The organism is Ligilactobacillus apodemi DSM 16634 = JCM 16172 (genome assembly GCF_001434405.1).
Classification (GTDB): domain Bacteria; phylum Bacillota; class Bacilli; order Lactobacillales; family Lactobacillaceae; genus Ligilactobacillus; species Ligilactobacillus apodemi.
Map to the genome: position 1 here is coordinate 549,219 of NZ_AZFT01000053.1, position 22,086 is coordinate 571,304.

The window sequence follows — 22,086 nt, forward strand, 5'->3', positions numbered from 1 at the left end:
ATGTAATTAGGAGGTAGAAAATTGGATTGGGAAATGATTTTTTCGTTTGTAACGGCAGTAACAGCTATTATTGGAATTTGGATGACCTGGGTACAAATACGTAAATCAAATAAACAAGCACTTTTCGATCAACGTATAAAGGTTATGGGCTATGCTAGAAATTTATTTAACATATATGGTGACAATAAAGCAGACATTATTGATGAATATCTTAATAACAAAAGTCCAGACTTTGCGGTAAAGTTCAAATTTTTGTCATTAACCAATGCTCCAGAGCTTAAAGATATTTCTAAAGTTATAGATAAACCAATAAATTCATCGGAGCATATGAATTTATTAATTGAGCTAGATAATATTAGTCGAATGGGGTCAAATATTAAGCTCCTATTTAATTGTAAAGATGCTGGATACATAGCGAATTTGCAATGCAGTATCAACTAGTTTTACGGGAACTTTATCGCTACCAAAATATTTTGAGGAAAATGAAACAACTTAATAAACATAGCCAGAAACCACTTGGTGATTTACAAAAAGAAGTTGGAGAGCCCGATGGTAAAAAAAGATTGAAACAAAGTCTAGACAAATTAGATCTGGCATATAAGAAAGTAAAAGATCACAATTGCTTTGCTAAATTAGAAAATGAAACTAAACTAGAATAAAAATAACACCACTCCGAAAATAGGGTGGTGTTATTTTTTGTTATAAACAGATCTTCTGTGCTCAAATTCCAAAGCCAAGACTATCATTTTATCATCCTGAATATCACATAAGAGTCGATAGTCTCCGATCCTATATCGCCACTCATGAGCATGGTTTCCAGTTAACCCCTTACCGTGCAAACGTGGATCAGATACACCCTCGAGATTTTTATCTATCCAGGCAAATAATAGACGTTGAATCTGTCTGTCTAATTTCCTGATTTGTTTTTGTGCTCTTTTTGAGTATTCAACATGATATTCTTTCAAAGACCTAGCTCCTTCTTAAAATCAGCGTGTGAAATTGTTTCTGGATCTTGCTGATATTCTTCGTGCGCCTCTTTATATACTTGAAGATCATATTCATCATCAATACTTTTTTTAAGAGCTTCTTTGAAGAGAGTAGATAAATTCTCTCCAGTGATCGCTGCATAACTTTGGAAGAGTTCTTCTTCCTGTTGGTTAAGTCTGATACTAATAACCGACATTTTAAAATCCCTCACTTTCTAGATATATTATATCACATTGGTATGACAATGTAGCACGAATTAAATGTTAAATACTTTGTTTTTTTATGTATGTATATTATATATACAAAGTATAAACTTTATTATGGTTTGATCGAGTTCCATATTTATGTAAAATATGGAACTCAAAAACCTTATTTTATAGTATTTAAAATCTACTATGGATGTGAGTTCCTTTTTATGTTATTATATATATGTAATAAGGAACTAGAACCGAGGTAATATAATTATAAAATTTTAGGTAATTTAAGGGATAGTGAAAAATTATGGCAAGAAAATCTACTTATAATGTTCAGCCTTTTAGATCAGAAACAGAGATCGATGATTTTTTATTTTTTTTACGGAGAACCAAAAATTCAAAAAGAGATGTTTTTCTATTCTTATTTGGACTCAATACAGGTTTGCGTATGTCAGACATTGTCAAACTTAGGGTGGGAGACATAAATAAACCAGAGCCAATTATTACTGAAAAGAAAACAGGTAAGAAGAAACGACTGTTTTTAGACGGAATCCAGGATATTGTCCAGGAATACATAAAAGATATGAAAGATGATGATTATTTGTTTCCGTCCAGACAGGGTGGACATATAACAGTTAATACCGTATACAAATTGTATATCAAAATAGGACATGAACTAGGTAGAGACGATATAGGATGCCACACACTGCGAAAAACGTACGGAAGATTTTACTATCTAAAGACGCATGATATTGCTACGCTGATGTATCTATTTAATCATAGTAGCGAAAAAATAACCAAAAGATATATCGGGATCACTGATGATGATGCTAAATCAAGTCTTAAAGGATTCCGTATAGGTGTTAAAGGTGGTGAAATGTAATGAGATTCTTTTATGGTGCAATAGAGTCTTTTGCAAGCGCAGTTGGCTGTTTATTCGGTTTAATTTGGTACGGTATATTATTTTTTGTAGCTATTGCACTTATTCGTTGGGGGTTGGGTATTTAGTAAAAACGATTTTTGGAGGAAATTTAACATGCAGTTGGTTAAAGATATTTCTGTAAATGATATTCTTGAAGATGGTGTAGTTGAAGGGTTGCGTTATATTATACTCAAATCAGAATTTTCGTTGAATGGTTATATTGAAAGACCAGATAATTTACCAGAAGAAGTCGATAATGAACTGTACTGGAGTTTAGACGTGCATGGTCGATTTAGCTTTAGTGGGTACATAAGATGCAATGATAGTAATTTTAGTGGAAGTTATCTGGGTTTTGATACTGTTCATGACATAGACAAGATCCCAGGTAGCGCTGCTTGGACTGTAAAAGATGTTCAGCTTGAATGTATACACGTGGCTGAGCAGTTGAAAGAATTATAGAGAAAGAGAGAAAGTTGGAATAATTAGTGGATAACAAGCCAGACAAAGTAAGAAAGAAAGCGATTGCGTTAATTATTATAGGTGTCCTAGCAATGATCGTATTACTAGTTAATTATTTATCTTCAAATAAATCTGGTGGCGAAAACAGCAATGCTACAGCAGAAATTAGCAGTAAAAAAGCAAGTAACAAAAAAGTAAGTAGTAGTTCTATAAAATTTGATCCAATAGACATTTATAATGCTCCCAATGATGAAATTATGCCACAAGATGATGGTACGATTATCATAGAAGGCAAAACTGCTCCTAATAAGAAAGTAAAATTAGATATTCTTTCCGCTGCAACGGATAACGCTAATGATAATGTTGTTGACTTTACCACATCAGATAAAGAAGGGTATTTTAAATTTAATTTTGATTATATTAAAGATCCAGAGTTAGTTGATATAATTTATTGTTTAGATGAGAAAGGCAGTGTTACCGTAGATTTAACAAACGACAATTACGAGTACGTTGATAAACATCTTAAATTAGTAAAAAACGAAAATGTTGACTACAGTTCTTTTAGGAATTTGCACGCCAAACAACATTATGGATCGCATAGCTCCAGTGACTCTAGTATAACTATTGATGCAGAGATCACATTTGAATAATATATCCATAGTCGACCAGGAGAGTGGGTCGACTTTTTTGTTGCGCTTTTTCTTGACATTCGCCCGATGTATTCTAGTTTACATAATCTATATTATATAAAGTAGTTTTGGTAGCTAAAATATATAGTTAGCATTATATACTAACTATATATTTTAGCTAGAAGTGTATCCACCAATTACTGTCTGTATTGCCACTAAAAGCACTGGGCGCAATTATCCTAATTTCATCCCCTGTTTTAAGGCGTGCTGGAATCATGTCTTTTCCCCCTACTATGTGATATTTGCTTTTTATTTTAAAGCTTGCCAGTTAAAAGTCAAAAATTACGAACTCAATAAAAAAACTCGACTTAAGCTATATCAAAGCCTAAGTCGAGTTTTTTTAGCTACCGTATGAATTTATCAGTTCATGCCCTGATTTCCAGAAAGGTACTTTAACGACCCCTAAAATCTTACTACGCGGAACAAATCCATAGTAACGACTATCATTGGAGTTTTCACGATTATCACCTAGAACAAAATATTTATCCTTAGGAACAGTAAATGTCTTACCTGTACCTAAAGTAACGCCCTTAGCCGATGATTTAACTAAATTAAGGGTCCCTTCTTTTCGTTGTTCTTCCGTAATATAACTTTGTGATTGGTATTTACCATTCACATATAATTTTCCGTTATCTTTATATTCGATCTTGTCACCGGGCAAGCCGATCACCCGCTTAACATATTTAGTATTGCTAGTTACACCTGAACGATTATCGACCCCTTGGGCATTAAAGACGACGACTGAATTTCGTTTGATCTTAGCCATCTTCAGCATAATAACGCGTTCATTATTTTGTAAATTAGGGTACATTGAAAGCCCATCGACTCTAACAATGGATAAAACAAACATCGTGATAAGTTTAGCGATCAATAAACCCACAACGATCGGCCAAACCCAACTCATAATATTTTTAAAGGTTGACATACTATTCTCCTTTCAAATTTTGCAAGTATTTATAGCTATTCACTTGCTCAATAGCATCATTTTGATCCTTTAAAACGATCTCAAAAATATTTGTCGCATTTTCATTAAGTAGTGGTAAGACTCGTTGCCAATCGATCTTACCTTTGCCGACCTCTAAACTATCATGGGTCGCACCTAATGAATCTACCAAATGATAGTGTACAACATTTTTCCGTAAATGTGTTAATGCAGCTACTAATTTTTCGTTATCACCCTGCCATTTAATAAAACAATGGGAAGTGTCAAAGGCTAAGCGGTAATTTTTAGCCAAGATATAATCATCGATCTTAGCATCCCCGTAATAAAAAATCGGCGAGATCGAATTTTCAAACATCACATGTTCTTTACCGAGTTCTTGAAAGTGATCTAAGCGTTGATAAACATACTCCTCAGCAGCCGATAAATTAGGATATAGAGCTAAAAATTCATTGGTTTGGCGGGAATAAGAGCCATGGATCAGAACTTGGACATCTTTATCAAAACCAAGTTGTAATAAATCTAATGAGCTTTGTTCGATAAAACGATATAACTGAGGAAGTTTATCTTCTGGCGTCAATAGCTCTGTGAAATATTCTTGGTAACGCATTGGATGATGTAAAATCACCTGTTTAACACCGAAATCTTTAACTTGATCGATCGCATAAGCTAATTTTTTTAAACCATCCCTGGAGAAATCGGTCTCAGATGTATAAAATTCAAAAACATTTGGGTGATATTTAAGGCGGTCAGCAATTTGTTGTTCATCAGAACTTGCTTTTAGCCCTAAGTCAATATTTTTCATTAAAACATCTCTCCTTAAAAAAACTGGATAGGTAATACCGATCCAGTTTTAGTTTATTTGTCAATATCTTGTATCCAGCCCAGAGCTAGCGCATTTTCACCTAAGTGAGTTCCAATAACTGGTCCAAAATAAGAAATTTCGATCGAATTATTAGGAAACTTCTTAGCAAGTTTTTCAGCCCAATCTTTGGCTGCTGGTTCATTGTTAGCATGGATCACAAACATTTTGATTGGGTAATTTAAATCTTTAGTATCTTCTTCAAAAAGATCTTCGACCCGTTTTAAAGCTCGCTTAGTGGAACGAACTTTATCAAAAGCAACAATTTTATCAGTTTCATCATCAAACGTTAAGATCGGTTTGATTTTTAAAACACTACCAACAAAAGCTGCTGCATTTGATAAACGCCCACCACGAACTAAGTTTTGGAGATCATCTACCACAAAATATTCATTTGTAGTTTGCTTTAATTCTTCTAAACGCGCTAAAATATCATCTAAATCTTTTCCGGCTTTAGCCATCTGGGAAGCAGCGATCGCCATCGTTCCCATGAGCATAACAGTTATTTCGGAATCAACAGGGACAACTTTGATATTATCAACTGTATCTTTGAGTGAGTTTAATGTTTGCACTAAACCTGAGATGGTTCCTGCTAAATGAATACTAATAACTGCATCATAACCTTGATCGCCTAGAGATTCATATAATTCAATCAATTTACCTACTGGCGGTTGTGAGGTGCTAGGGAATGTTTCTGAGGTTCTTAATTTTTCATAAAACTCTTCAGTAGTAATATCAATACCTTCATCATAGCTTTGACCGTCAACAATAAATGGAATCGGCACGATATGAATGTCGTTTTCCTTGATTTGTTCAGGACTTAGATAGGCTGTACTGTCGGTAACAACAGCTATTTTCATAAAATTACACCTACTTTAAATATTATTGCAAATCTTATCATAACACACAAAAGCCGATGATACTAGCACAGTTCCTTTTGAAAGCTCTTTACTTGATGATTTAGATTAACAGTAGCACTTTTATAGAAGACAAGCTACAATATTAAGTATAGTATTTTTTATAAAAGGAGGCTTTTTCATGGCATTTGATGGTATTTTTACCCGTGCAATGACTAACGAATTAAACGAGCTTCTCTTAGACGGACGTGTAATGAAAATTTCACAACCTTATCCAAATGAAGTTATCTTGACGATTCGCAAAAATCGGCATAATTATCCCCTATTATTATCGGCACATGCTAATTATGCTCGCGTTCAAATCACAAACATCCCTTATACTAATCCCCCAGTTCCGACTAATTTTACCATGGTTTTACGTAAATATTTAGAAGGTGCTAAATTAGTGGCGACCGAACAGCTTGGCTGTGATCGGGTGCTTTACTTATCGTTTGTAACACGTAATGAATTAGGTGATCGTCTCCCCTTAAAATTAAGCATTGAGATCATGGGACGTTACAGCAATATTATTTTAATCGATCAAGCTACCAATAAGATCCTAGATACTGTTAAACATGTTGGGATGGATCAAAATCGCTATCGGACACTTTTACCTGGGGCAAGTTATCGTACTCCACCAGCACAAGATAAGCGCGATCCCTTTAACGATCCTGAGAAAAAGTATCTAGAATTAGTCCAAATGTATCCTAATAAAGACGTTTTAGCTACTCAATTGATGCGAACTTACCAAGGTCTTTCGCGTCAAAGCGCCCTTGTTTTAGCAAGTTTTTTACACCAAGACCAAGCTGAAACAGCTTCTTTTGCCGAGTTTTTAGCACAAACTAAACAGCCAACGCCAACTATCTTTGAAATAGAAAAAAAGTTAGCTTTTGGGATCTTTGCCCAACCTAAAACAGTTGCCACTTTTACGACATTAAGCGAGCTTTTAGATAATTATTATCAAGAAAAAGCTGAACATGACCGCGTTTCTCACCAAGGCGCCAAATTGATTCATGTTGTAAAAAAGGAGTTAGCTAAAAACAAAACTAAGCTTTCACGCCTAGAAAAAGATCTGCAAACAACTAAAAAGGCCGACGGTTATCGCATAAAAGGTGAATTATTGACGACCTATCTTTATCAGCTAAAACCTGGTGATACTACGGTGACATTGCCAAATTATTATGATGAAGAACGTCCTGTTGAAATCACTCTCTCACCACAATTATCCCCCGCACAAAATGCGCAAAAATACTTTAAAAAATACCAGAAGCTAAAAAATGCAATTGCTCATATCAACGAACAATTACGACTGACTAAAGCAGAGCTCGATTATTTGGAAAGTGTTCAAACTCAGCTCGAACTTGCAGCCCCAAGTGATCTAACCGATATCGCCTTGGAATTACGCAGTGAAGGCTATTTAAAAGAAACACAAAAAAATAAAAAGAGAAAGCCAAAACTAAGCAAGCCCGAACACTTTTTGGCTTCTGATGGGACCGAGATCTCCGTTGGAAAAAACAATTTACAAAATGACCGTTTAACGTTAAAAACGGCTAATAAAAATGATTATTGGCTTCATGTTAAAGACATCCCTGGATCACATGTGATCGTTCACTCAAATGAACCAACTGAAGAAACATTACTCGAAGCAGCTAATTTAGCAGCTTACTATTCAAAAGCACGTGCTTCCGCTAATGTCCCAGTTGACTATGTACAAGTGCGTCACATTAGAAAGCCTAATGGAGCTAAGCCAGGTTATGTGATCTATGAAGGTCAAAAAACGCTTTATGTTACTCCTGATAAAACTTTAGTAGAAAAAATGCATCAATAAAAAATAAGAGCCAAGAGGTTTTTGACCTGCTTAGCTCTTATTTTTTATTTTGTTACTTCTTTAGTTTGTAACAATTTAACTGTTTGTGGTTCACCGTCATTTTTAGCATCAAAGATATATGAACCATTTGAATAACGTTCACTAAATCCGTGGTCTACCGGGTCAAAGTTAAATTCCTTATCAGTGGTTGTCTTGATATACATTTCTTGACCAGCTTCAACTAAAAAGGCATACGCAATTCGATGTGGCTTAGTCTTTAATTCTCTTAAGATCTGTACTCCACGACGTGCTCTTGAAGTAAGTGGAATCTCTGTTATTTTCATCTTTTTAAATGAACCACGGGTCGTTAAGATACCTACTGCACCCGCTTCATCGGTCAACAAAACAGCCTTCAAAGTATCATCCCGTAGATCCATACATTTTACCCCAGCTGCTCTTGCGCCAGTTACTGGTACTTCATCTAAGTTATAGCGTAAACCATACCCATTATATGAGACACAGACAAGTTCTTTAGCCTGATCTTGTGTGTAATACAATGATATTACTTCGTCTGAGTCAGTTTTTAGCGTGATATACCGGCTTGCGCGTGATTTATAAGTACGTCCTGGTTTTAGGTCAACTAAACTAGTTTGTTTGATATAGCCTTCTTTAGTTGCAAAAACAAAGTTACCAGCTTCATCTAAGCTCTTAAAGACTTTAGCCGCAATAACTCGTTCATCATTATCTAGCCCAACTGTTTGGGAAAGGTGTTCGCCAGTATCTTTGAAACGAGCTTCGGTGATCTCATGGATCGGACGATAGATCAAGTTTCCTTTATTTGTAAAGATGAAGAGATGATCTAGTGTATTTACCGTATCTTGTAAGATTGGTTCATCATCGTCACGTAGCCCATTATCATTAGCATCCGAAGCATTAAATGAGCGTAAAGAAGAGCGTTTAACGTAACCTTCACGCGAGATTTGAACAACAACTTCTTCTTGTGCGACCATAACTTCAGTTTCAATCTTAAGCGATTGGATCTTTTCTTGGATCTCTGTTTTCCGCGGTGAAGCATACTTTTTAGCGATTGCTTGTAATTCCTTACGAATGACCTTATCTAATTCTTTAGGATCACCCAAGATCTTTTCAAAACTTGCGATCTGCTTTTGTAAATCCTTAGCTTCTTTTTCTAATGCAGTCACATCGGTATTAGTTAACCGATATAATTGCAAAGAAACAATTGCTTCAGCTTGTTTTTTGGTAAAATCAAAGTTACTCATCAAGTTCTTGGTAGCATCTTTTTTATTTTTGGAACCCCGAATAACTTTAATAACTTGATCTAAGATCGACAAAGCCTTGATCAGACCTAACACGATATGCTCTCTTTGCTTAGCCTTATCCAAATCAAATTCTGTCCGTTTAGTAGTAACGGTTCTTTGGTGTTCTAAATAAGATGTTAAGATCTGCTTTAAGCCCACGTGTTCAGGACGTTTATGATCAATTGCAACCATATTGAAGTTATATGAGATCTGTAAATCAGTATTTTTGAAAAGATAGTTTAAGATCCCCGTAGCATTAGCATTTTTCTTTAACTCGATCACGATCCGTAAACCGTCACGGTCACTTTCATCCCGAACTTCAGCAATACCTTCAACTTTTTTCAATAAGCGAACTTCATCGATCTTTTTGACTAACATTGCCTTATTTACTTCATATGGAATCTCAGTAACAACGATTTGAGACTTACCACCACGCAAAGCTTCAATCGTTGTTTTAGCACGTAACATTGTGCGCCCACGGCCAGTTTCATAAGCTTTTTTGATGCCATCAAGTCCCTGTAAGATCCCGCCGGTAGGGAAATCCGGTCCCTTAACAAATTGCATTAATTCATCTAAGGTAGCTTCAGGATGTTTCATTAAATAAATGGTAGCTTGGATCGTTTCATCTAAATTATGTGTCGGAATTTCGGTCGCATAACCGGCAGAGATCCCTGTGGCACCATTTACTAAAAGATTCGGAAAACGCGCTGGTAAAACAGTAGGTTCATATTCAGTGTCATCAAAGTTTAACACCATATCAACAGTCTTTTTATCGATATCTTTTAACATTTCAGCCGAAATTTCAGATAAACGAGCTTCTGTATAACGCATAGCTGCTGGTGGATCACCATCCATCGAACCATTGTTACCGTGCATTTCGATCAATGGTTCACGTAATTTCCAAGCTTGACTCATGCGCACCATGGCTTCATAAATCGAACTGTCTCCGTGGGGATGATAATTACCCATAACATTACCAACAGACTTAGCTGATTTTCTAAATGGTTTATCAAAGGTGTTTTTGTCTTCATGCATTGCATATAAGATACGCCGTTGCACCGGCTTTAAACCATCCCTGATATCTGGAAGTGCACGTTCTTGAATGATGTATTTGGAATAACGCCCAAAACGTTCTCCCATAACAGCTTCCAATGATAATTCTTGGATATTTTGTTCTGCCATATTATTCTCCTAACTCTACTTTTTCGTCTTGATGAGCTTGATTGGCTAAGGTCGTATCTAACAAGCTACCATCTTCTTCAAGGGTGAATTTAACATTTTTTTCGATCCATTTACGTCGTGGTTCGACTTTATCACCCATTAAAGTTGTCACACGTTTTTCTGCTAAAGCATCATCATCGATCCTAACTCTAACTAGGGTTCTTGTTTCCGGATTCATTGTTGTTTCCCAAAGTTGGTCGGCATTCATTTCACCTAAACCTTTGAAACGTTGCAACGTATAGCCTTTTCCCATTGCTTTAGCTTGCTTATCTAATTCTTCGTCAGTCCAAGCATAGCGAACTTGCAATTTCTTATTAACTGTTTTTTGCAATTTATACAATGGTGGCAACGCAATATAAACACGGCCTGCATTGATCATCGGACGCATATATTTATAAAAGAACGTTAAGAGTAACGTTTGAATGTGAGCCCCGTCAGTATCGGCATCGGTCATGATGATGATCTTATCATAATTAGCATCTTCAATATCAAATTCAGCCCCTACACCGGCACCGATCGTATAGATCATCGTATTGATCTCTTCGTTTTTCATGATATCTTGTAATTTCGCTTTTTCCGTATTCAAAACTTTACCACGTAACGGTAGGATCGCTTGGAATTTACGGTCGCGCCCTTGTTTAGCAGAACCGCCCGCCGAATCACCCTCGACTAAGAAAAGTTCATTTTTCTTGGCATTACGCGACTGCGCTGGGGTTAATTTACCAGAAAGCAAACGATCTTTTTTATGGCGCTTCTTGCCGTTACGACTTTCATCCCGCGCTTTACGGGCAGCTTCTCTTGCTTCCCTTGCTTTTAAAGATTTCTTTACTAAGTCCTTAGCAAAATCACCGTTTTCCATCAAGTAGTATGTCAATTGTTCATTGACTACTGCATCAACGATCGCACGTGCTTCAGGGGTACCAAGCTTATCTTTAGTTTGGCCTTCAAATTGTAATAATTTTTCAGGGATGCGCACCGAAACGATTGCCGATAGGCCTTCTCTGACATCGCTACCTTCTAAATTCTTGTCTTTTTCTTTTAACAAACCGACTTTACGAGCATATTCGTTAAAAGCCTTAGTCCAAGCTGCCTTCATCCCAGCTTCGTGTGTCCCGCCATCTTTTGTTCTCACATTGTTGACAAAAGACATGATATTTTCTGAATAGCCATCATTATATTGCCCTGCAACTTCAACTTCGACGCCATCTTTTTGACCTTCAAAATACATGACTTCGCCAATGGAGTCTTTATCTTCATTTAAATAGGAAACAAATTCCTTGATTCCTTCTTCAAAAAAGAAAACGTCTTGGGTATCTGTTCTTTCATCGGTCAAGACGATCTTAACACCTTTTAAAAGAAAGGCTGATTCGCGTAACCGTTCGGCTAACGTATCGTAGTTAAACTTTGTAGTTGAAAAGATTTCTGGATCTGGCTTAAAAGTAACCGTTGTCCCACTATTTTTCTTAGTCTTACCAATTTTTCTAAGCGTTCCGATTGGTTGACCGCCATTTTCGAAATCTTCTTCATATTCGACGCCATCGCGGACAGTGTTAACTTTTAAACTTGTTGAAAGAGCATTAACAACAGAGGCACCGACCCCGTGTAACCCACCAGAAGTTTTATAATCACCTTGGCCAAATTTACCCCCAGCATGCAATACCGTAAAAATAACTTCCACCGTGGGAATTCCCATCGAGTGCATTCCGACTGGCATTCCACGACCATAGTCAACTACTGTGATCGAATTATCTTCATGGATCGTTACATCAATTTCTTTTCCGTATCCAGACAAAGCTTCATCAACCGCATTATCAACAATTTCATACACTAAGTGATGCAATCCGCGCCCATCAGTAGAGCCAATGTACATCCCTGGTCTTTTCCGAACTGCTTCTAATCCTTTTAGAACCTGGATCGAATCATCACTATATTTTACTTTACTCATATATTCAAATCCTTTATCAAATTTAAAGTCACGTTATCTATCATAACGCATTTTACTCACTAGTATCAATATAAATCAATGTTGTTAGCTACGTGATAAACCTCAGAAAGATTTTCATCTACAAAAACTTTATACATTTCATCAAATGTATATGCGAGATCTTGTTGTAGTAGATCTTTTTCCGGTAACCAGAAAACAGCACCTTCATCAGATGCTTTGATTTTTCCTGAGTATTTAGTTGCTTCATATAACAATACGAGATAGCGAGTATTATTTAAGAAAAATTGTTTGATCCCACAGAGTTTTGGATCTTTTATCGTCAAACCTGTTTCTTCAAAAAATTCTCGGATCATCGCTTGATGAAAAGATTCTCCTGGTTCAACATGGCCACCAGGAAAAGTTATCCCAGGCCATTCTTTTTTCTGGCGGTCTTCAACTAATACCTTGTCACCTTCACGTAATAAACACATATTTGTTAACTCAACAGTTTCTGTTCGTGACATCAAATGCCTGCTATATAAAATGTAGAATAATATAGAAGTTCCAATACATACTGCTATATTGTTAGAAAGAATATAGTTTTTCCTTTCTTAATTTTATTTACTACTGTCAACATTAGTATTCTCACAGCCTAACTAGAGGGTAACGACATTGACTAACTCTGATAGCTTAAGGGTGTAGCCCACCCCGTTATTTTTATATCAGTGCCAATAAATTTAACACTGCGTTTTCGTCTTGATTACAATTAAAACCACATTCATAACAGATATATTCGTTATGCTTAGTTCCATGCTTTAAGTTACCATTAAGCCCGACTTTTTCTGAACCAGTCTTAACATGACCACACTTAGAACAGCGCTGCGTACTTGGATAAAATTTATCCGCTAAGATAAGTTTCTTACCGTACTGATCGCACTTATAGCTCAATATCTGTCTGAAATAGCCAAACATTGAACGTTGTAGACCTTTGGAAGCGACATGAGTCATCTGCATTTCTTTAACGGCCAAGTTTTCAATTACGATCTTGTCATATTGAGTTACTAACTTGGTTGTAAACTTCTGCATAATGTCATGTTGGATATTTGCTACTTTGCGATAATCACGTTGTAACTTGGCTCTCGTCTTAACATAATTATCATTCTTAGTAGCTCGTTTTCCATTTACAACACGCTTTTTAGCTAACATGCGTTGATAATGCTTGATACGCTTATATAAACGTTTCAGGTTAGCTGGTAAAGTGTTGATCTTACCTCCCGTATAGTTAATGTGCCCAACATTGACATCAACAGCCGTTACATGGTTAGTTTTAGTTTTTCTTTCGATATCAACTTCAAAAGGCAGGCTCGCCCAGTATTTACCATTTTCACGATAAACAGAGATAGTCTTTAAATCACCATCTATACTCTCAGCGCCTTTAAAGCGAATATCAAACCACTGATAGCCTGTTTCTCTGGGCTTATCTAAACGTAACTTACCACTAACGATCTTTGCTCTATCAGTTTTAAAACCTTGTCTAGGTGCTTTCTTCGATTTAAACTGTGGTTTACCCCAATCAGGTAGTGATTTGTTGAAAAAGTTTTTCCAAGCTTTGTTTAAATCGTTGATCGCTAGTTGTAAACAACGGGCTGAAAAACGATATTGCCAGTCAGCTTTATTAGCCACTAACTCATTGCGAACCTTATACTCATTAGGTTTAAGACACTTGTCCCCTAAAATCAATGATTCTGCATACATGTCATTCCATAAAGATAAACCTTCATTCTAGCAGTAGCGCCGATAATCACACAAGGCATCCAAGACTTTGCGCATGGTTTTATTAGGATAAAGTCTAACTTTTTGGGTTCTTAGCACCATCTTCTTTACCAGCTTTTAAAGATTTATCGTTTTCGAGTTTATGCTTGGATATCAGTAATCGCTTCATCTAAGATGATACCTTTAGCATTAACATATTGTCTAATAAAGTCAATTTGATTCTTCAAATCATCTTTTTACTCATTAGTTGATACTCTAACATGAGCAATATCTTCGATTAATGGGAGTTCGATGAGCTTTTAAAATACCTTTATTATCCCAAATTTGTAAAGTTCTAACTGTGACGCCTAAACTTTTAGCCATTTCACTTGGTTTCATCATCGTCATAATAAACCACCTACATTTTCTATTTCTGCGGTTTATTATAACTTACATTTGTATATTATTTTTTATTAACAGTTATTTCCTCCTTTTTTGCGACGCTGAGAAACGCATTTAAACGCAGCGTTCGCATCCTACTTAATAGATTATCAATCTAACTGCAAAATATCAAATGATATCATACATACGAACATACATTCTATATTATACAAAGATTAAGTAGATGTTACCAGTGTTATTGTTTGAATTTATTTTTAGCACCTAGCATAATGGTGGTAGGCTAGCATTGCAGGGTCGCTCCCTTAGATGCTTAGCTTAGTGGATCTAATGAAGACTATCGCACCTCTTTTCACCATTATCTACGGGAGGGAGTGGGTAGTATGGAAATTAGTATTAGACTGGAGGTTTTGGTTTGGCGTTGGCCGTAATTATCCTGGCACTGGGAAAGCTTGCTTTAAGCCTTGCCCATGCCTACTGGATAATAAAAAAAGCTAACCATGATTTTAAAAATCACGATTAGCTTCCAATAACTAATAGTCTTATCCACGGTGGGAGTTATCGACTGGCCTCGATAACTCCTTTTTCGTATATTATTCTAACATGATTTGTCAAATTTGACCAGTAAATGTCAAATTTGAAATTTTAATAGTCAGATTATTGGAAACCCGGCTATTTTCTTACCCAACTTCCGCAAATGTTAATTTGCGGAAGTTGAATTTTAAGGCACAAAAATAGTGTAGCCAGCTAACTACACCATCTACTGTATTGTCTACAAAGTTAGCATGAAAATTTAAACCCAATGAAATCTATCGAGACCGTTTTATTTTTATAATATCGATCAGAGCCCATACCAATACAGATACTAACACCATACCAATATATCGTTTTCCATTAAAATCGATGTTTAGTAGACGTATTATTCCAAGCATTATAAGAGCAAATATTATAGTAACTATCCACTTATCAATGATCCTTAGATATTTTGTCATAGATTGATTCTCCCACTATTTGGATATCTATCTCCGGTTGAAACGCTTTTTTCAGAAGTATTCATTTCATTATTCGTTAAATCTTGAGAAGATTTTACACTCACAATTGAAATAAGAGTAACAACTAAAATTCTTAACTTGTCATTCCAACGTCAGCAGCTTGGTTTCCATTTTAATACACTCCTTTTATATCTTAAAGCTATAGTTACGTTAGATATCCAAATTACCACTGTGTTATAACGCTGGTAACCGTTTCCAATTCTAGTATATCATTGACATTTATAATACACAACACTTTTTAGGATAGAAAGAAACAACTTAATTTTTTTACATAAAGAAAGCCGACAAACTGTGATTTCTTACAAGTCTGTCGGCCGTGCGTCTGGCTCTTTGATGATGTATTTGTTCTGTACGATAAGTGGAAATTTCTAAATTTCGTATAATAAATAAATTTCAACTGTATTATATTGCTTGATCAATTCTCTATCTTCATTTGAAAGCTCTTGATCAGCATAATTAGCTACTAACAAAGATAAAGGTAAACAGGATATACCTTTGGGAGAAAACCTCCCGTCCGAATTTGTCTTGTATAATATCAAACTCATGCTGAATTTGACCGGTGCTAGTACACTCGGACAACTTAATTACATCACCTAAATTATTTTTACTTGTATTGTTAGTGATCGATTTAGCTGTATTAACTGCTACAAAAAGCCACTGATACACCTGCTTTTTTACCAATACACCGTAATAGATTGTTTAACAAAATCTCCTGTTTCCTTTGCACCAGCCTTGTCAAAGTATCATTAGTTCATACAGATAAATGTCATTCTTTTTGTTCAGAGGAGCGCTCATAAGATACTTTCATACTGACATAACGTAAAGGTCAGGATTTTATCTCCCCAAATTGGCTAACTGATAGAACCATATCTAAAAGGAAAGGTGAATAGTAGAATGTAATAGGGTGAATGATCATAGCAAAAAGACCAGTACCACAATATGACTTCAAGGCTTTTAGACCAGCGATAAAGGCAGTGAGGCCAGTGCCGCAAGAAAGTAGTTCTAATCTTCGGGATGCGTTCCACTCTGAAAGCTGTCATAGCTTCACACTCCTTTAGTCATATTTTATGCTATCAAAAAGACGCTGGTTCTAAATCAACGTCTATTTAAAGATCGCATTACTGATTCGATCACTACTCTTATTATTTAAACTGTTCAAATGGTGAGCATAGATCTCAGTTGTCTGAATATTTGTATGCCGTAAAAGTTGTTGAGTTTCTTCTAAAGTCGCCCCATTCAGTAAATTTAAAGTTGCACTTGTATGACGAGTACTATGTGCTGTTAGACGTGGACTGTTATATCCTGCATTAATAAAGCATTGCTTTACGATCCCACGGATACTTCGTGTTGACAGACGTTTACCTAAATTATTATTTGAAGTTGAGGCAAATAACGGTGCTGAACTCTTCAGCTCGCGCCGTAAACGAAGATAATCGCGGAGCGCTTCTTCAACATGTTCAGGCATTCTTACCGGTGCATCTTTTTCAATATGTCCCTTACCTTGAACATAAAGAACTGTCACCTCACCACTGATCCGCATATCTTCAATGTTAGCCCGACTGACCTCGATCGTTCTTAATGCCATGGTCAACATTAAAGATAGCATCGCATAATCTCGTTTTCCTTTTAATGTTTTCCGTTCAATATTACGTAAAATTGCAGCAGCCTGTTTTGAAGTCAAATAATCTTTTTTATGCCCAGTCCCTAATTTTAGACCTTTGACATTTTTCGCAATATCACGATAATATCCCATTTCTTCGGTCCATTTAAAGAATTGCTTGACCGCCATCAAATAACTCTGTACTGTGGTCGGGCGACGTCCACTTGCAAGCAAATAGTCACGGTAAGCTTTAACATTTTGGGGTGTTGGGCGAGTGATGTTTTGTGCTGAAGTGTAATTGAACCATTGTTTTAATGATGCTTTATATGTTCTGATCGTATTAGGTGATGCGTCAATAAAATTGATAAATTGCTCCAAATAGTTGCTGTCAACAGTAATTAGTGGTTGACTGGAAGCGTTGATCAAGTCCATAGTTATTCATGCTCCTATCCTAGAAATTGATCTGTTTTAGTTACGCCGCTCGTTTTTTGAGCGGCGTGATTTATTATTTTGGTTAAAGTAACATTTTATTATTTATAATACTTATAAAAAAATATCAAACGTTAAGTCTTATCTACATTACATTGTTGGCGATAGCGTTCAATTTCTTTTGTATAACCGTATTTTTCATTATAACTGCGCAATAATTTTTGATCATGAGTATGAACTTTACCTGTTTTTAACAGTTCTAGATATAAATCTAAGTATGGCAGATCAGATCTTAGGGCCCTTTTTTGCTCTTTTTTACGATCATAATCTACTTTACAAAAATCAATGTTAGTTAACCCTACCTCATCGATCTCAAGTAACAAGTACTGCGCACGCAAATCTGCTTGAAATTTTTGCCAATTACAAAAAGGCTCCCCAACAGATCCTGGATTTAAAACGATTTGTTCGTTTGTAGTATAGCGCATGAGTTGATGATGAACATGCGCATAGATCGCTACGTCAGCTGAAATATTTTGTAAAATTTCATCAAGATCAACTTGCGATCCAGTTGGATAAAGGTTTTGACCATAATTTAAATTAGGTAAATTATGCGTTAAGCTGAGAGTCAATGGTCCTCTTTTAAGTGTCTTTTGAATCGGACAATTTGCTAAAAAATCTAAGGTTTCTTGTGTCAGTTGTTGCCCACTAAAAAGAGCTAGCTTTGAAAAATACACATGGCTCGGTTTAGCTAGGGCTATTTTCCCCGCTACCCCTTTTAGCAAAAGATCATCCCAATTTCCGCGAATAAAAACTGTAGGTCGTAATCCAAATAATAGTTCTAAAACTTCTTTTGCTCCTGGCCCTGGCATGACTAAGTCTCCTAAGACCCAAACTTCATCTACTTTTTTGGCTAAAATATCAGCAACAACCGCTTCTAAAGCGGTTAAGTTACCATGAATATCAGAAATAACTGCTATTTTCAAATTCGAAAACTCCATCTCTTTTACGCCTAATTATTATTTGCTAAATGATCTTTAGTTGACTTTAATAATTTCATTTGTTTACGTCGTTTATTATTAAGTGCGACTTTGATCTCGTTATCGGACCATTCAACGACTGGCGTAAATTCATATTTCACGTGTATATTATTATCTTCAAATCTTACACTAATAATCGCATTGATTTGGACCCAGATACCCGTACTTTCATCGTAAATAAATTCTCCCACCTCAGAGATCTCATTAAATTCATGTGGTTGATATACGATCTCTGCTTGCGTTGTCATATATTCAGCAGAAAGATCCGGTGTTTGGACTTGTTGACAAAGACAATCATATAAAATATTACCACTAGCTTTTAACGCAACATTAACACTAATGATATTGATGACTACAAAATTAGCCTGTCGGTAATATATCACGTCCCCAATACTTACTGACTCATTCAAGCTACGTCTAAAACGAATTTTTTCTAACAAAATGTCACCCCCGGACCTTATTTTATATTATTATACTATCATTTTTTATAACTTTTAGCTATGCTGATTGTAAACGGTTTTATTATTATACAAAAAATATCTACACTTATTATAAGTATAGGTATATTCTACTGCTATTCGGACCTATTTTCAAAATTAGGTCGCTTAGGTTGCCAATTTAATAACAAGACTGCTCCGATCACTAAAAGTGACCCGATCAGATCAAAGCGACTTAACGTCATACCAAAAAATATGATCGACCCTACTGTAGCTGAGATCGGTTCAAACGCATCTAACATACTTGCCGTAGTTGCACTGATATATTTAAGTGCATTAGTAAATAAGTAAAAAGGAATAACTGTTCCTAAAACAATGACACCTAATAGTAATAAAATCGTTTCAAAATTTAAATCTATCTTCACAAATGTTGGTTGCAAAATGATCAATCCGATCCCAGCTGTGATCAAGCCCCAACCTGTGACTGCGATCGCTGAATATTTGTTCAATAAACTTTGTGGGATCAAAGCACTTGAAGCGCTCCCCACCGCTGATAATAATCCCCAGATCAAAATTGCCGGCGTAATTGCAAATTGGGTCAAGTCACCATGGGTCGCTAAAATAATAACGCCTAAAAACGCGATCAGTGTACTGATAACTTCGATCCGACTGGGTTTTTGTCGTCTAAATAGCGCCAAATAAAAAATAATGAAGAATGGCCCCACGAATTGCAAAATCGTCGCGATCGAAGCATCCCCTAATTGTATCGCTTTATAATAACAGAATTGTACAGGAATCATCCCAGCTAGCCCATAAGCTATAACAGTCAGGGCATCTTTTTTATTGTGCCAGATCGCTAAGGTATTTTCTTTTCTAATAGTTGAAAATATGAGTAGCATCGTTCCGCCAACGATCATTCTGATCTGTGTCAATAACATTGGGGTAAGCTTAGGCGCGCTTAGAAAAATTTGTTTAGCAAATAATCCAGCGATCCCCCACAAAATAGTTGAAATGATCGTTAGTAACGTCCATAATTTTTGTTGCCTTGTCATCTTATTCCTCTCTTATGCTAACTAATATTTATCAAAAATAAATAAAGGTGCTAAAAAAGCACCTTTACCTAATCTGATAAGTCCATCAATTCTCTACTTAACTTAATTTCGGCCGCAGTATCACGACTATTTTCAAATGTTATCGTTCCATTTTCTGGTCGTAAATTACGTAAGTCCTTTATATCTAATAAATGTTTCAATTCTCGTGCTGCTCCAGCTCCACCGTCTACAATATAAGCATTCTCACCGATTACATTTTGAATTGCCCGTTTTACAAACGGAAAATGCGTACATCCTAAGACAACAGAATCAACTTGTTGTTTATACGGAGCTAAGATCTCTTCTAAATAAGTATAAAGCTCAGGTGTATTTAACTCACCACGTTCAACAAATTCAACGATTTCTGGGGCAGGTAGCTTAATGATCTGTGCTTGATCTTTAAAACGACCCATCAAATTATTGAATTTTTCTTCCTTTAACGTCAATGGAGTTGCCATCACCAAAACACGTGAATTTTCTTGATGCAATACAGCTGGTTTGACTGCTGGTTCCAAACCAACGATCGGAAGGTCTGGGTATTTTTCACGCAAATAACTTGCGGCTGCGCTAGTTGCAGTATTGCAAGCAATCACGATAGCTTTTACATCATTTTGAATAAATTTCTGAACGATGTCTTCACTTAATTGCCGGACTTGGGCGACAGATTTAGTTCCATATGGTGCATTTTTAGAATCACCAAAAAAGTAATAATCTTCATTTGGCATTAATTTATACATCTCACGTAAAACACTAATGCCACCAAGACCAGAGTCAAAAACTCCAATTGGAGCCGAAGCCTTGTTTTTAGTCATTTTCGTTCCTCATCTCTTGCTACTACATTATTCACAATTACTTATTGTAACACTTTTTGTCGATGAGAAATAGCCTTAATAATTTTTTACAAATTCCTTGATACGTTCACCAGCTGTTTTTAGTTCATCTAGGGAAGCGGCGTAACTTAACCGAACATAGCCTTCCCCACCAGCGCCAAAGGAAACACCTGGGATCAAGGCTACTTTTGCTTCTTTAGCCAAGGTCCGCACAAATTTCCAAGAATCTGTTCCAAATTTTTCAGGGATCTTAGCAAAGAGATAAAAAGCTCCTGCAGGGTCAACCACTTCAAAACCAGCCTCTTGCAAAACATCTTTCATATAGTCACGCCGTTTTTTATATTCGACTCGCATCTTAGCAGCATCATCTTTACCATTAGTTAAAGCTTCCAAAGCAGCATATTGAACATTAGTTGTTGGTGCTGTAACCATATATTGATGCGATTTGACCACTTGTTCACTAAAATCATCGGGGGCTAAAATAAAACCTAAGCGCCAGCCTGTCATCGCATGTGATTTGGATAACCCACTGATAACAATTACATTTTCAGGAATAAATTTTGCCATTGAAGTATGATCATTTTCATAAGTTAATTCCGCATAGATCTCATCACACAAGACCCAAATATCATATTCTTTAATTACTTTTGCTAAAGCTTCCAACTGTTCTTTAGAATACGTATTTCCGGTTGGATTGCTTGGGTATACTAAAACTAATGCCTTAATATTTTTAGCACTGTTTTCGCGTAAAACTTGAGCTAATTTTTCTGGTGTTAAAACAAAACCATCGGCACTCGTATCGATCTGCATTACGTTTGCCCCATTTAGCTCACTGATCGGAGCATAAATGGGAAAGACTGGCGTGGGCATTAAGACCGTATCGCCGGGGTTGAGAATTGTTTGTAAACTCGCAGCGATCGCTTCAGTAGCACCGACCGTAGTGATGACTTGTTGTGGTTTATAAGATAGACCATATTTTTCATTGTAATAATCGGCAGCAGCTTGGCGTAACTCCATGATCCCTGAATTAGGTGTATAGTGAGATTGGTCTGCTTTGATTGCCTCAATAGCAGCCTCTTTTACATGTTCAGGGGTGTTAAAATCTGGTTCTCCAAGTGTGAGTTTAATGATTCCATCGATTTGGCTTACTTCAGAGTCAAACTGACGAATATCAGAAACAGCAATCACTTGAACTTTTTTATTGAATCTATCTTTCATCACACAAGACCTCACTTTTTT

Annotated in this window: 20 protein-coding genes and 2 pseudogenes; 6 read left to right on the forward strand and 16 right to left on the reverse strand. The window is 36.1% G+C overall.

What is annotated here, in order from left to right; translation table 11 throughout:
* Window positions 1-21: 21 nt before the first annotated feature.
* Window positions 22-441, forward strand: a complete 420-nt coding sequence (locus tag FC32_RS08005) for a hypothetical protein (protein WP_025087392.1) — start codon at window positions 22-24, stop codon at window positions 439-441.
* Window positions 426-659, forward strand: coding sequence for a hypothetical protein (locus FC32_RS10595; RefSeq protein WP_035459915.1), 234 nt, complete (start codon window positions 426-428; stop codon window positions 657-659). The genes FC32_RS08005 and FC32_RS10595 overlap by 16 nt, the downstream gene beginning before the upstream one ends.
* Before the next feature lie 30 nt (window positions 660-689).
* Here the strand turns inward: FC32_RS10595 and FC32_RS08010 are convergent, their stop codons facing one another.
* Window positions 690-965: a type II toxin-antitoxin system RelE family toxin gene (locus FC32_RS08010; protein WP_025087393.1), complete on the reverse strand. Its 276-nt coding sequence runs from the start codon at window positions 963-965 to the stop codon at window positions 690-692.
* Window positions 962-1,183: a type II toxin-antitoxin system RelB family antitoxin gene (relB, locus tag FC32_RS08015; RefSeq protein WP_025087394.1), complete on the reverse strand. Its 222-nt coding sequence runs from the start codon at window positions 1,181-1,183 to the stop codon at window positions 962-964. Before relB ends, FC32_RS08010 begins: the two co-directional genes overlap by 4 nt.
* Window positions 1,184-1,488: 305 nt before the next feature.
* Between relB and FC32_RS08020 the strand changes: the two genes are divergently transcribed.
* The 3 genes from FC32_RS08020 to FC32_RS08030 all read left to right on the forward strand — a co-directional run bounded on the left by FC32_RS08020 (window position 1,489) and on the right by FC32_RS08030 (window position 3,212).
* Complete coding sequence (locus FC32_RS08020) at window positions 1,489-2,064, forward strand: tyrosine-type recombinase/integrase (RefSeq protein WP_056957373.1); 576 nt, start codon at window positions 1,489-1,491, stop codon at window positions 2,062-2,064.
* Between the two features lie 153 nt (window positions 2,065-2,217).
* Complete coding sequence (locus tag FC32_RS08025) at window positions 2,218-2,562, forward strand: hypothetical protein (RefSeq protein WP_025087395.1); 345 nt, start codon at window positions 2,218-2,220, stop codon at window positions 2,560-2,562.
* Between the two features lie 26 nt (window positions 2,563-2,588).
* The gene (locus tag FC32_RS08030) at window positions 2,589-3,212 is read left to right on the forward strand and encodes a hypothetical protein (protein WP_025087396.1); all 624 of its coding nucleotides are present in this window, start codon (window positions 2,589-2,591) and stop codon (window positions 3,210-3,212) included.
* 379 nt (window positions 3,213-3,591) lie between these two features.
* On the opposite strand, the gene lepB is transcribed toward FC32_RS08030, so the two are convergent.
* The 3 genes from lepB to FC32_RS08045 are packed head-to-tail and all read right to left on the reverse strand — an operon-like array spanning window position 3,592 to window position 5,913.
* Window positions 3,592-4,176, reverse strand: coding sequence for a signal peptidase I (gene lepB, locus FC32_RS08035; protein ID WP_025087397.1), 585 nt, complete (start codon window positions 4,174-4,176; stop codon window positions 3,592-3,594).
* Between the two features lies 1 nt (window position 4,177).
* The gene (locus FC32_RS08040; protein ID WP_056957374.1) at window positions 4,178-4,996 is read right to left on the reverse strand and encodes a TIM barrel protein; all 819 of its coding nucleotides are present in this window, start codon (window positions 4,994-4,996) and stop codon (window positions 4,178-4,180) included.
* A 53-nt stretch (window positions 4,997-5,049) separates the two neighbouring features.
* Window positions 5,050-5,913, reverse strand: a complete 864-nt coding sequence (locus tag FC32_RS08045; protein WP_025087398.1) for a DegV family protein — start codon at window positions 5,911-5,913, stop codon at window positions 5,050-5,052.
* Window positions 5,914-6,091: 178 nt separating this feature from the next.
* Here FC32_RS08045 and FC32_RS08050 point away from each other — a divergent pair, with 178 nt between their 5' ends.
* A complete protein-coding gene (locus FC32_RS08050; protein WP_056957375.1) occupies window positions 6,092-7,777 on the forward strand; it encodes an Rqc2 family fibronectin-binding protein in 1,686 nt (561 codons plus the stop codon).
* A gap of 44 nt (window positions 7,778-7,821) precedes the next feature.
* Here the strand turns inward: FC32_RS08050 and parC are convergent, their stop codons facing one another.
* The 11 genes and pseudogenes from parC to FC32_RS08110 form a co-directional block, all read right to left on the reverse strand.
* Window positions 7,822-10,257 carry a DNA topoisomerase IV subunit A gene (gene parC, locus FC32_RS08055; RefSeq protein ID WP_056957376.1) on the reverse strand — a complete coding sequence of 812 codons (2,436 nt, stop codon included), beginning with the start codon at window positions 10,255-10,257 and terminating at the stop codon, window positions 7,822-7,824.
* A gap of 1 nt (window position 10,258) precedes the next feature.
* Window positions 10,259-12,241 (reverse strand): DNA topoisomerase IV subunit B, encoded by a 1,983-nt coding sequence (parE, locus tag FC32_RS08060; RefSeq protein ID WP_056957377.1) that lies wholly within the window; start codon window positions 12,239-12,241, stop codon window positions 10,259-10,261.
* Between the two features lie 65 nt (window positions 12,242-12,306).
* Window positions 12,307-12,744 carry an 8-oxo-dGTP diphosphatase gene (locus tag FC32_RS08065; RefSeq protein ID WP_056957378.1) on the reverse strand — a complete coding sequence of 146 codons (438 nt, stop codon included), beginning with the start codon at window positions 12,742-12,744 and terminating at the stop codon, window positions 12,307-12,309.
* A gap of 193 nt (window positions 12,745-12,937) precedes the next feature.
* Window positions 12,938-14,050: pseudogene (locus tag FC32_RS08070) on the reverse strand (RNA-guided endonuclease InsQ/TnpB family protein).
* Between the two features lie 92 nt (window positions 14,051-14,142).
* Window positions 14,143-14,380 (reverse strand): annotated as a pseudogene (locus tag FC32_RS10445) (MerR family transcriptional regulator); the annotation flags it as partial.
* 2,145 nt (window positions 14,381-16,525) lie between these two features.
* Window positions 16,526-17,455 (reverse strand): tyrosine-type recombinase/integrase, encoded by a 930-nt coding sequence (locus tag FC32_RS08085; protein ID WP_056957379.1) that lies wholly within the window; start codon window positions 17,453-17,455, stop codon window positions 16,526-16,528.
* 131 nt (window positions 17,456-17,586) lie between these two features.
* The gene (locus FC32_RS08090) at window positions 17,587-18,450 is read right to left on the reverse strand and encodes a metallophosphoesterase family protein (protein ID WP_025087402.1); all 864 of its coding nucleotides are present in this window, start codon (window positions 18,448-18,450) and stop codon (window positions 17,587-17,589) included.
* Window positions 18,451-18,461: 11 nt separating this feature from the next.
* Entirely contained in the window at window positions 18,462-18,929 is a 468-nt protein-coding gene (locus tag FC32_RS08095) for a hypothetical protein (protein ID WP_025087403.1), read from the reverse strand.
* A gap of 134 nt (window positions 18,930-19,063) precedes the next feature.
* On the reverse strand, window positions 19,064-19,978 hold the full coding sequence (locus FC32_RS08100; protein ID WP_056957380.1) for a DMT family transporter: 915 nt from the start codon (window positions 19,976-19,978) through the stop codon (window positions 19,064-19,066).
* Between the two features lie 68 nt (window positions 19,979-20,046).
* Complete coding sequence (gene murI / locus FC32_RS08105) at window positions 20,047-20,829, reverse strand: glutamate racemase (RefSeq protein ID WP_025087404.1); 783 nt, start codon at window positions 20,827-20,829, stop codon at window positions 20,047-20,049.
* Window positions 20,830-20,904: 75 nt separating this feature from the next.
* Entirely contained in the window at window positions 20,905-22,065 is a 1,161-nt protein-coding gene (locus FC32_RS08110; protein WP_025087405.1) for a pyridoxal phosphate-dependent aminotransferase, read from the reverse strand.
* Window positions 22,066-22,086: the final 21 nt, after the last annotated feature.

What these genes read in the sequence shown, in the direction of transcription:
- FC32_RS10595 (WP_035459915.1), top strand. Translation starts at nt 426, where the DNA reads ATGCAGTATCAACTAGTTTTACGGGAACTTTATCGCTACCAAAATATT.
- relB (WP_025087394.1), bottom strand. Translation starts at nt 1,183, where the DNA reads ATGTCGGTTATTAGTATCAGACTTAACCAACAGGAAGAAGAACTCTTC.
- FC32_RS08020 (WP_056957373.1), top strand. Translation starts at nt 1,489, where the DNA reads ATGGCAAGAAAATCTACTTATAATGTTCAGCCTTTTAGATCAGAAACA.
- FC32_RS08025 (WP_025087395.1), top strand. Translation starts at nt 2,218, where the DNA reads ATGCAGTTGGTTAAAGATATTTCTGTAAATGATATTCTTGAAGATGGT.
- lepB (WP_025087397.1), bottom strand. Translation starts at nt 4,176, where the DNA reads ATGTCAACCTTTAAAAATATTATGAGTTGGGTTTGGCCGATCGTTGTG.
- FC32_RS08040 (WP_056957374.1), bottom strand. Translation starts at nt 4,996, where the DNA reads ATGAAAAATATTGACTTAGGGCTAAAAGCAAGTTCTGATGAACAACAA.
- FC32_RS08045 (WP_025087398.1), bottom strand. Translation starts at nt 5,913, where the DNA reads ATGAAAATAGCTGTTGTTACCGACAGTACAGCCTATCTAAGTCCTGAA.
- FC32_RS08050 (WP_056957375.1), top strand. Translation starts at nt 6,092, where the DNA reads ATGGCATTTGATGGTATTTTTACCCGTGCAATGACTAACGAATTAAAC.
- parC (WP_056957376.1), bottom strand. Translation starts at nt 10,257, where the DNA reads ATGGCAGAACAAAATATCCAAGAATTATCATTGGAAGCTGTTATGGGA.
- parE (WP_056957377.1), bottom strand. Translation starts at nt 12,241, where the DNA reads ATGAGTAAAGTAAAATATAGTGATGATTCGATCCAGGTTCTAAAAGGA.
- FC32_RS08065 (WP_056957378.1), bottom strand. Translation starts at nt 12,744, where the DNA reads ATGTCACGAACAGAAACTGTTGAGTTAACAAATATGTGTTTATTACGT.
- FC32_RS08085 (WP_056957379.1), bottom strand. Translation starts at nt 17,455, where the DNA reads ATGGACTTGATCAACGCTTCCAGTCAACCACTAATTACTGTTGACAGC.
- FC32_RS08090 (WP_025087402.1), bottom strand. Translation starts at nt 18,450, where the DNA reads ATGGAGTTTTCGAATTTGAAAATAGCAGTTATTTCTGATATTCATGGT.
- FC32_RS08100 (WP_056957380.1), bottom strand. Translation starts at nt 19,978, where the DNA reads ATGACAAGGCAACAAAAATTATGGACGTTACTAACGATCATTTCAACT.
- murI (WP_025087404.1), bottom strand. Translation starts at nt 20,829, where the DNA reads ATGACTAAAAACAAGGCTTCGGCTCCAATTGGAGTTTTTGACTCTGGT.
- FC32_RS08110 (WP_025087405.1), bottom strand. Translation starts at nt 22,065, where the DNA reads ATGAAAGATAGATTCAATAAAAAAGTTCAAGTGATTGCTGTTTCTGAT.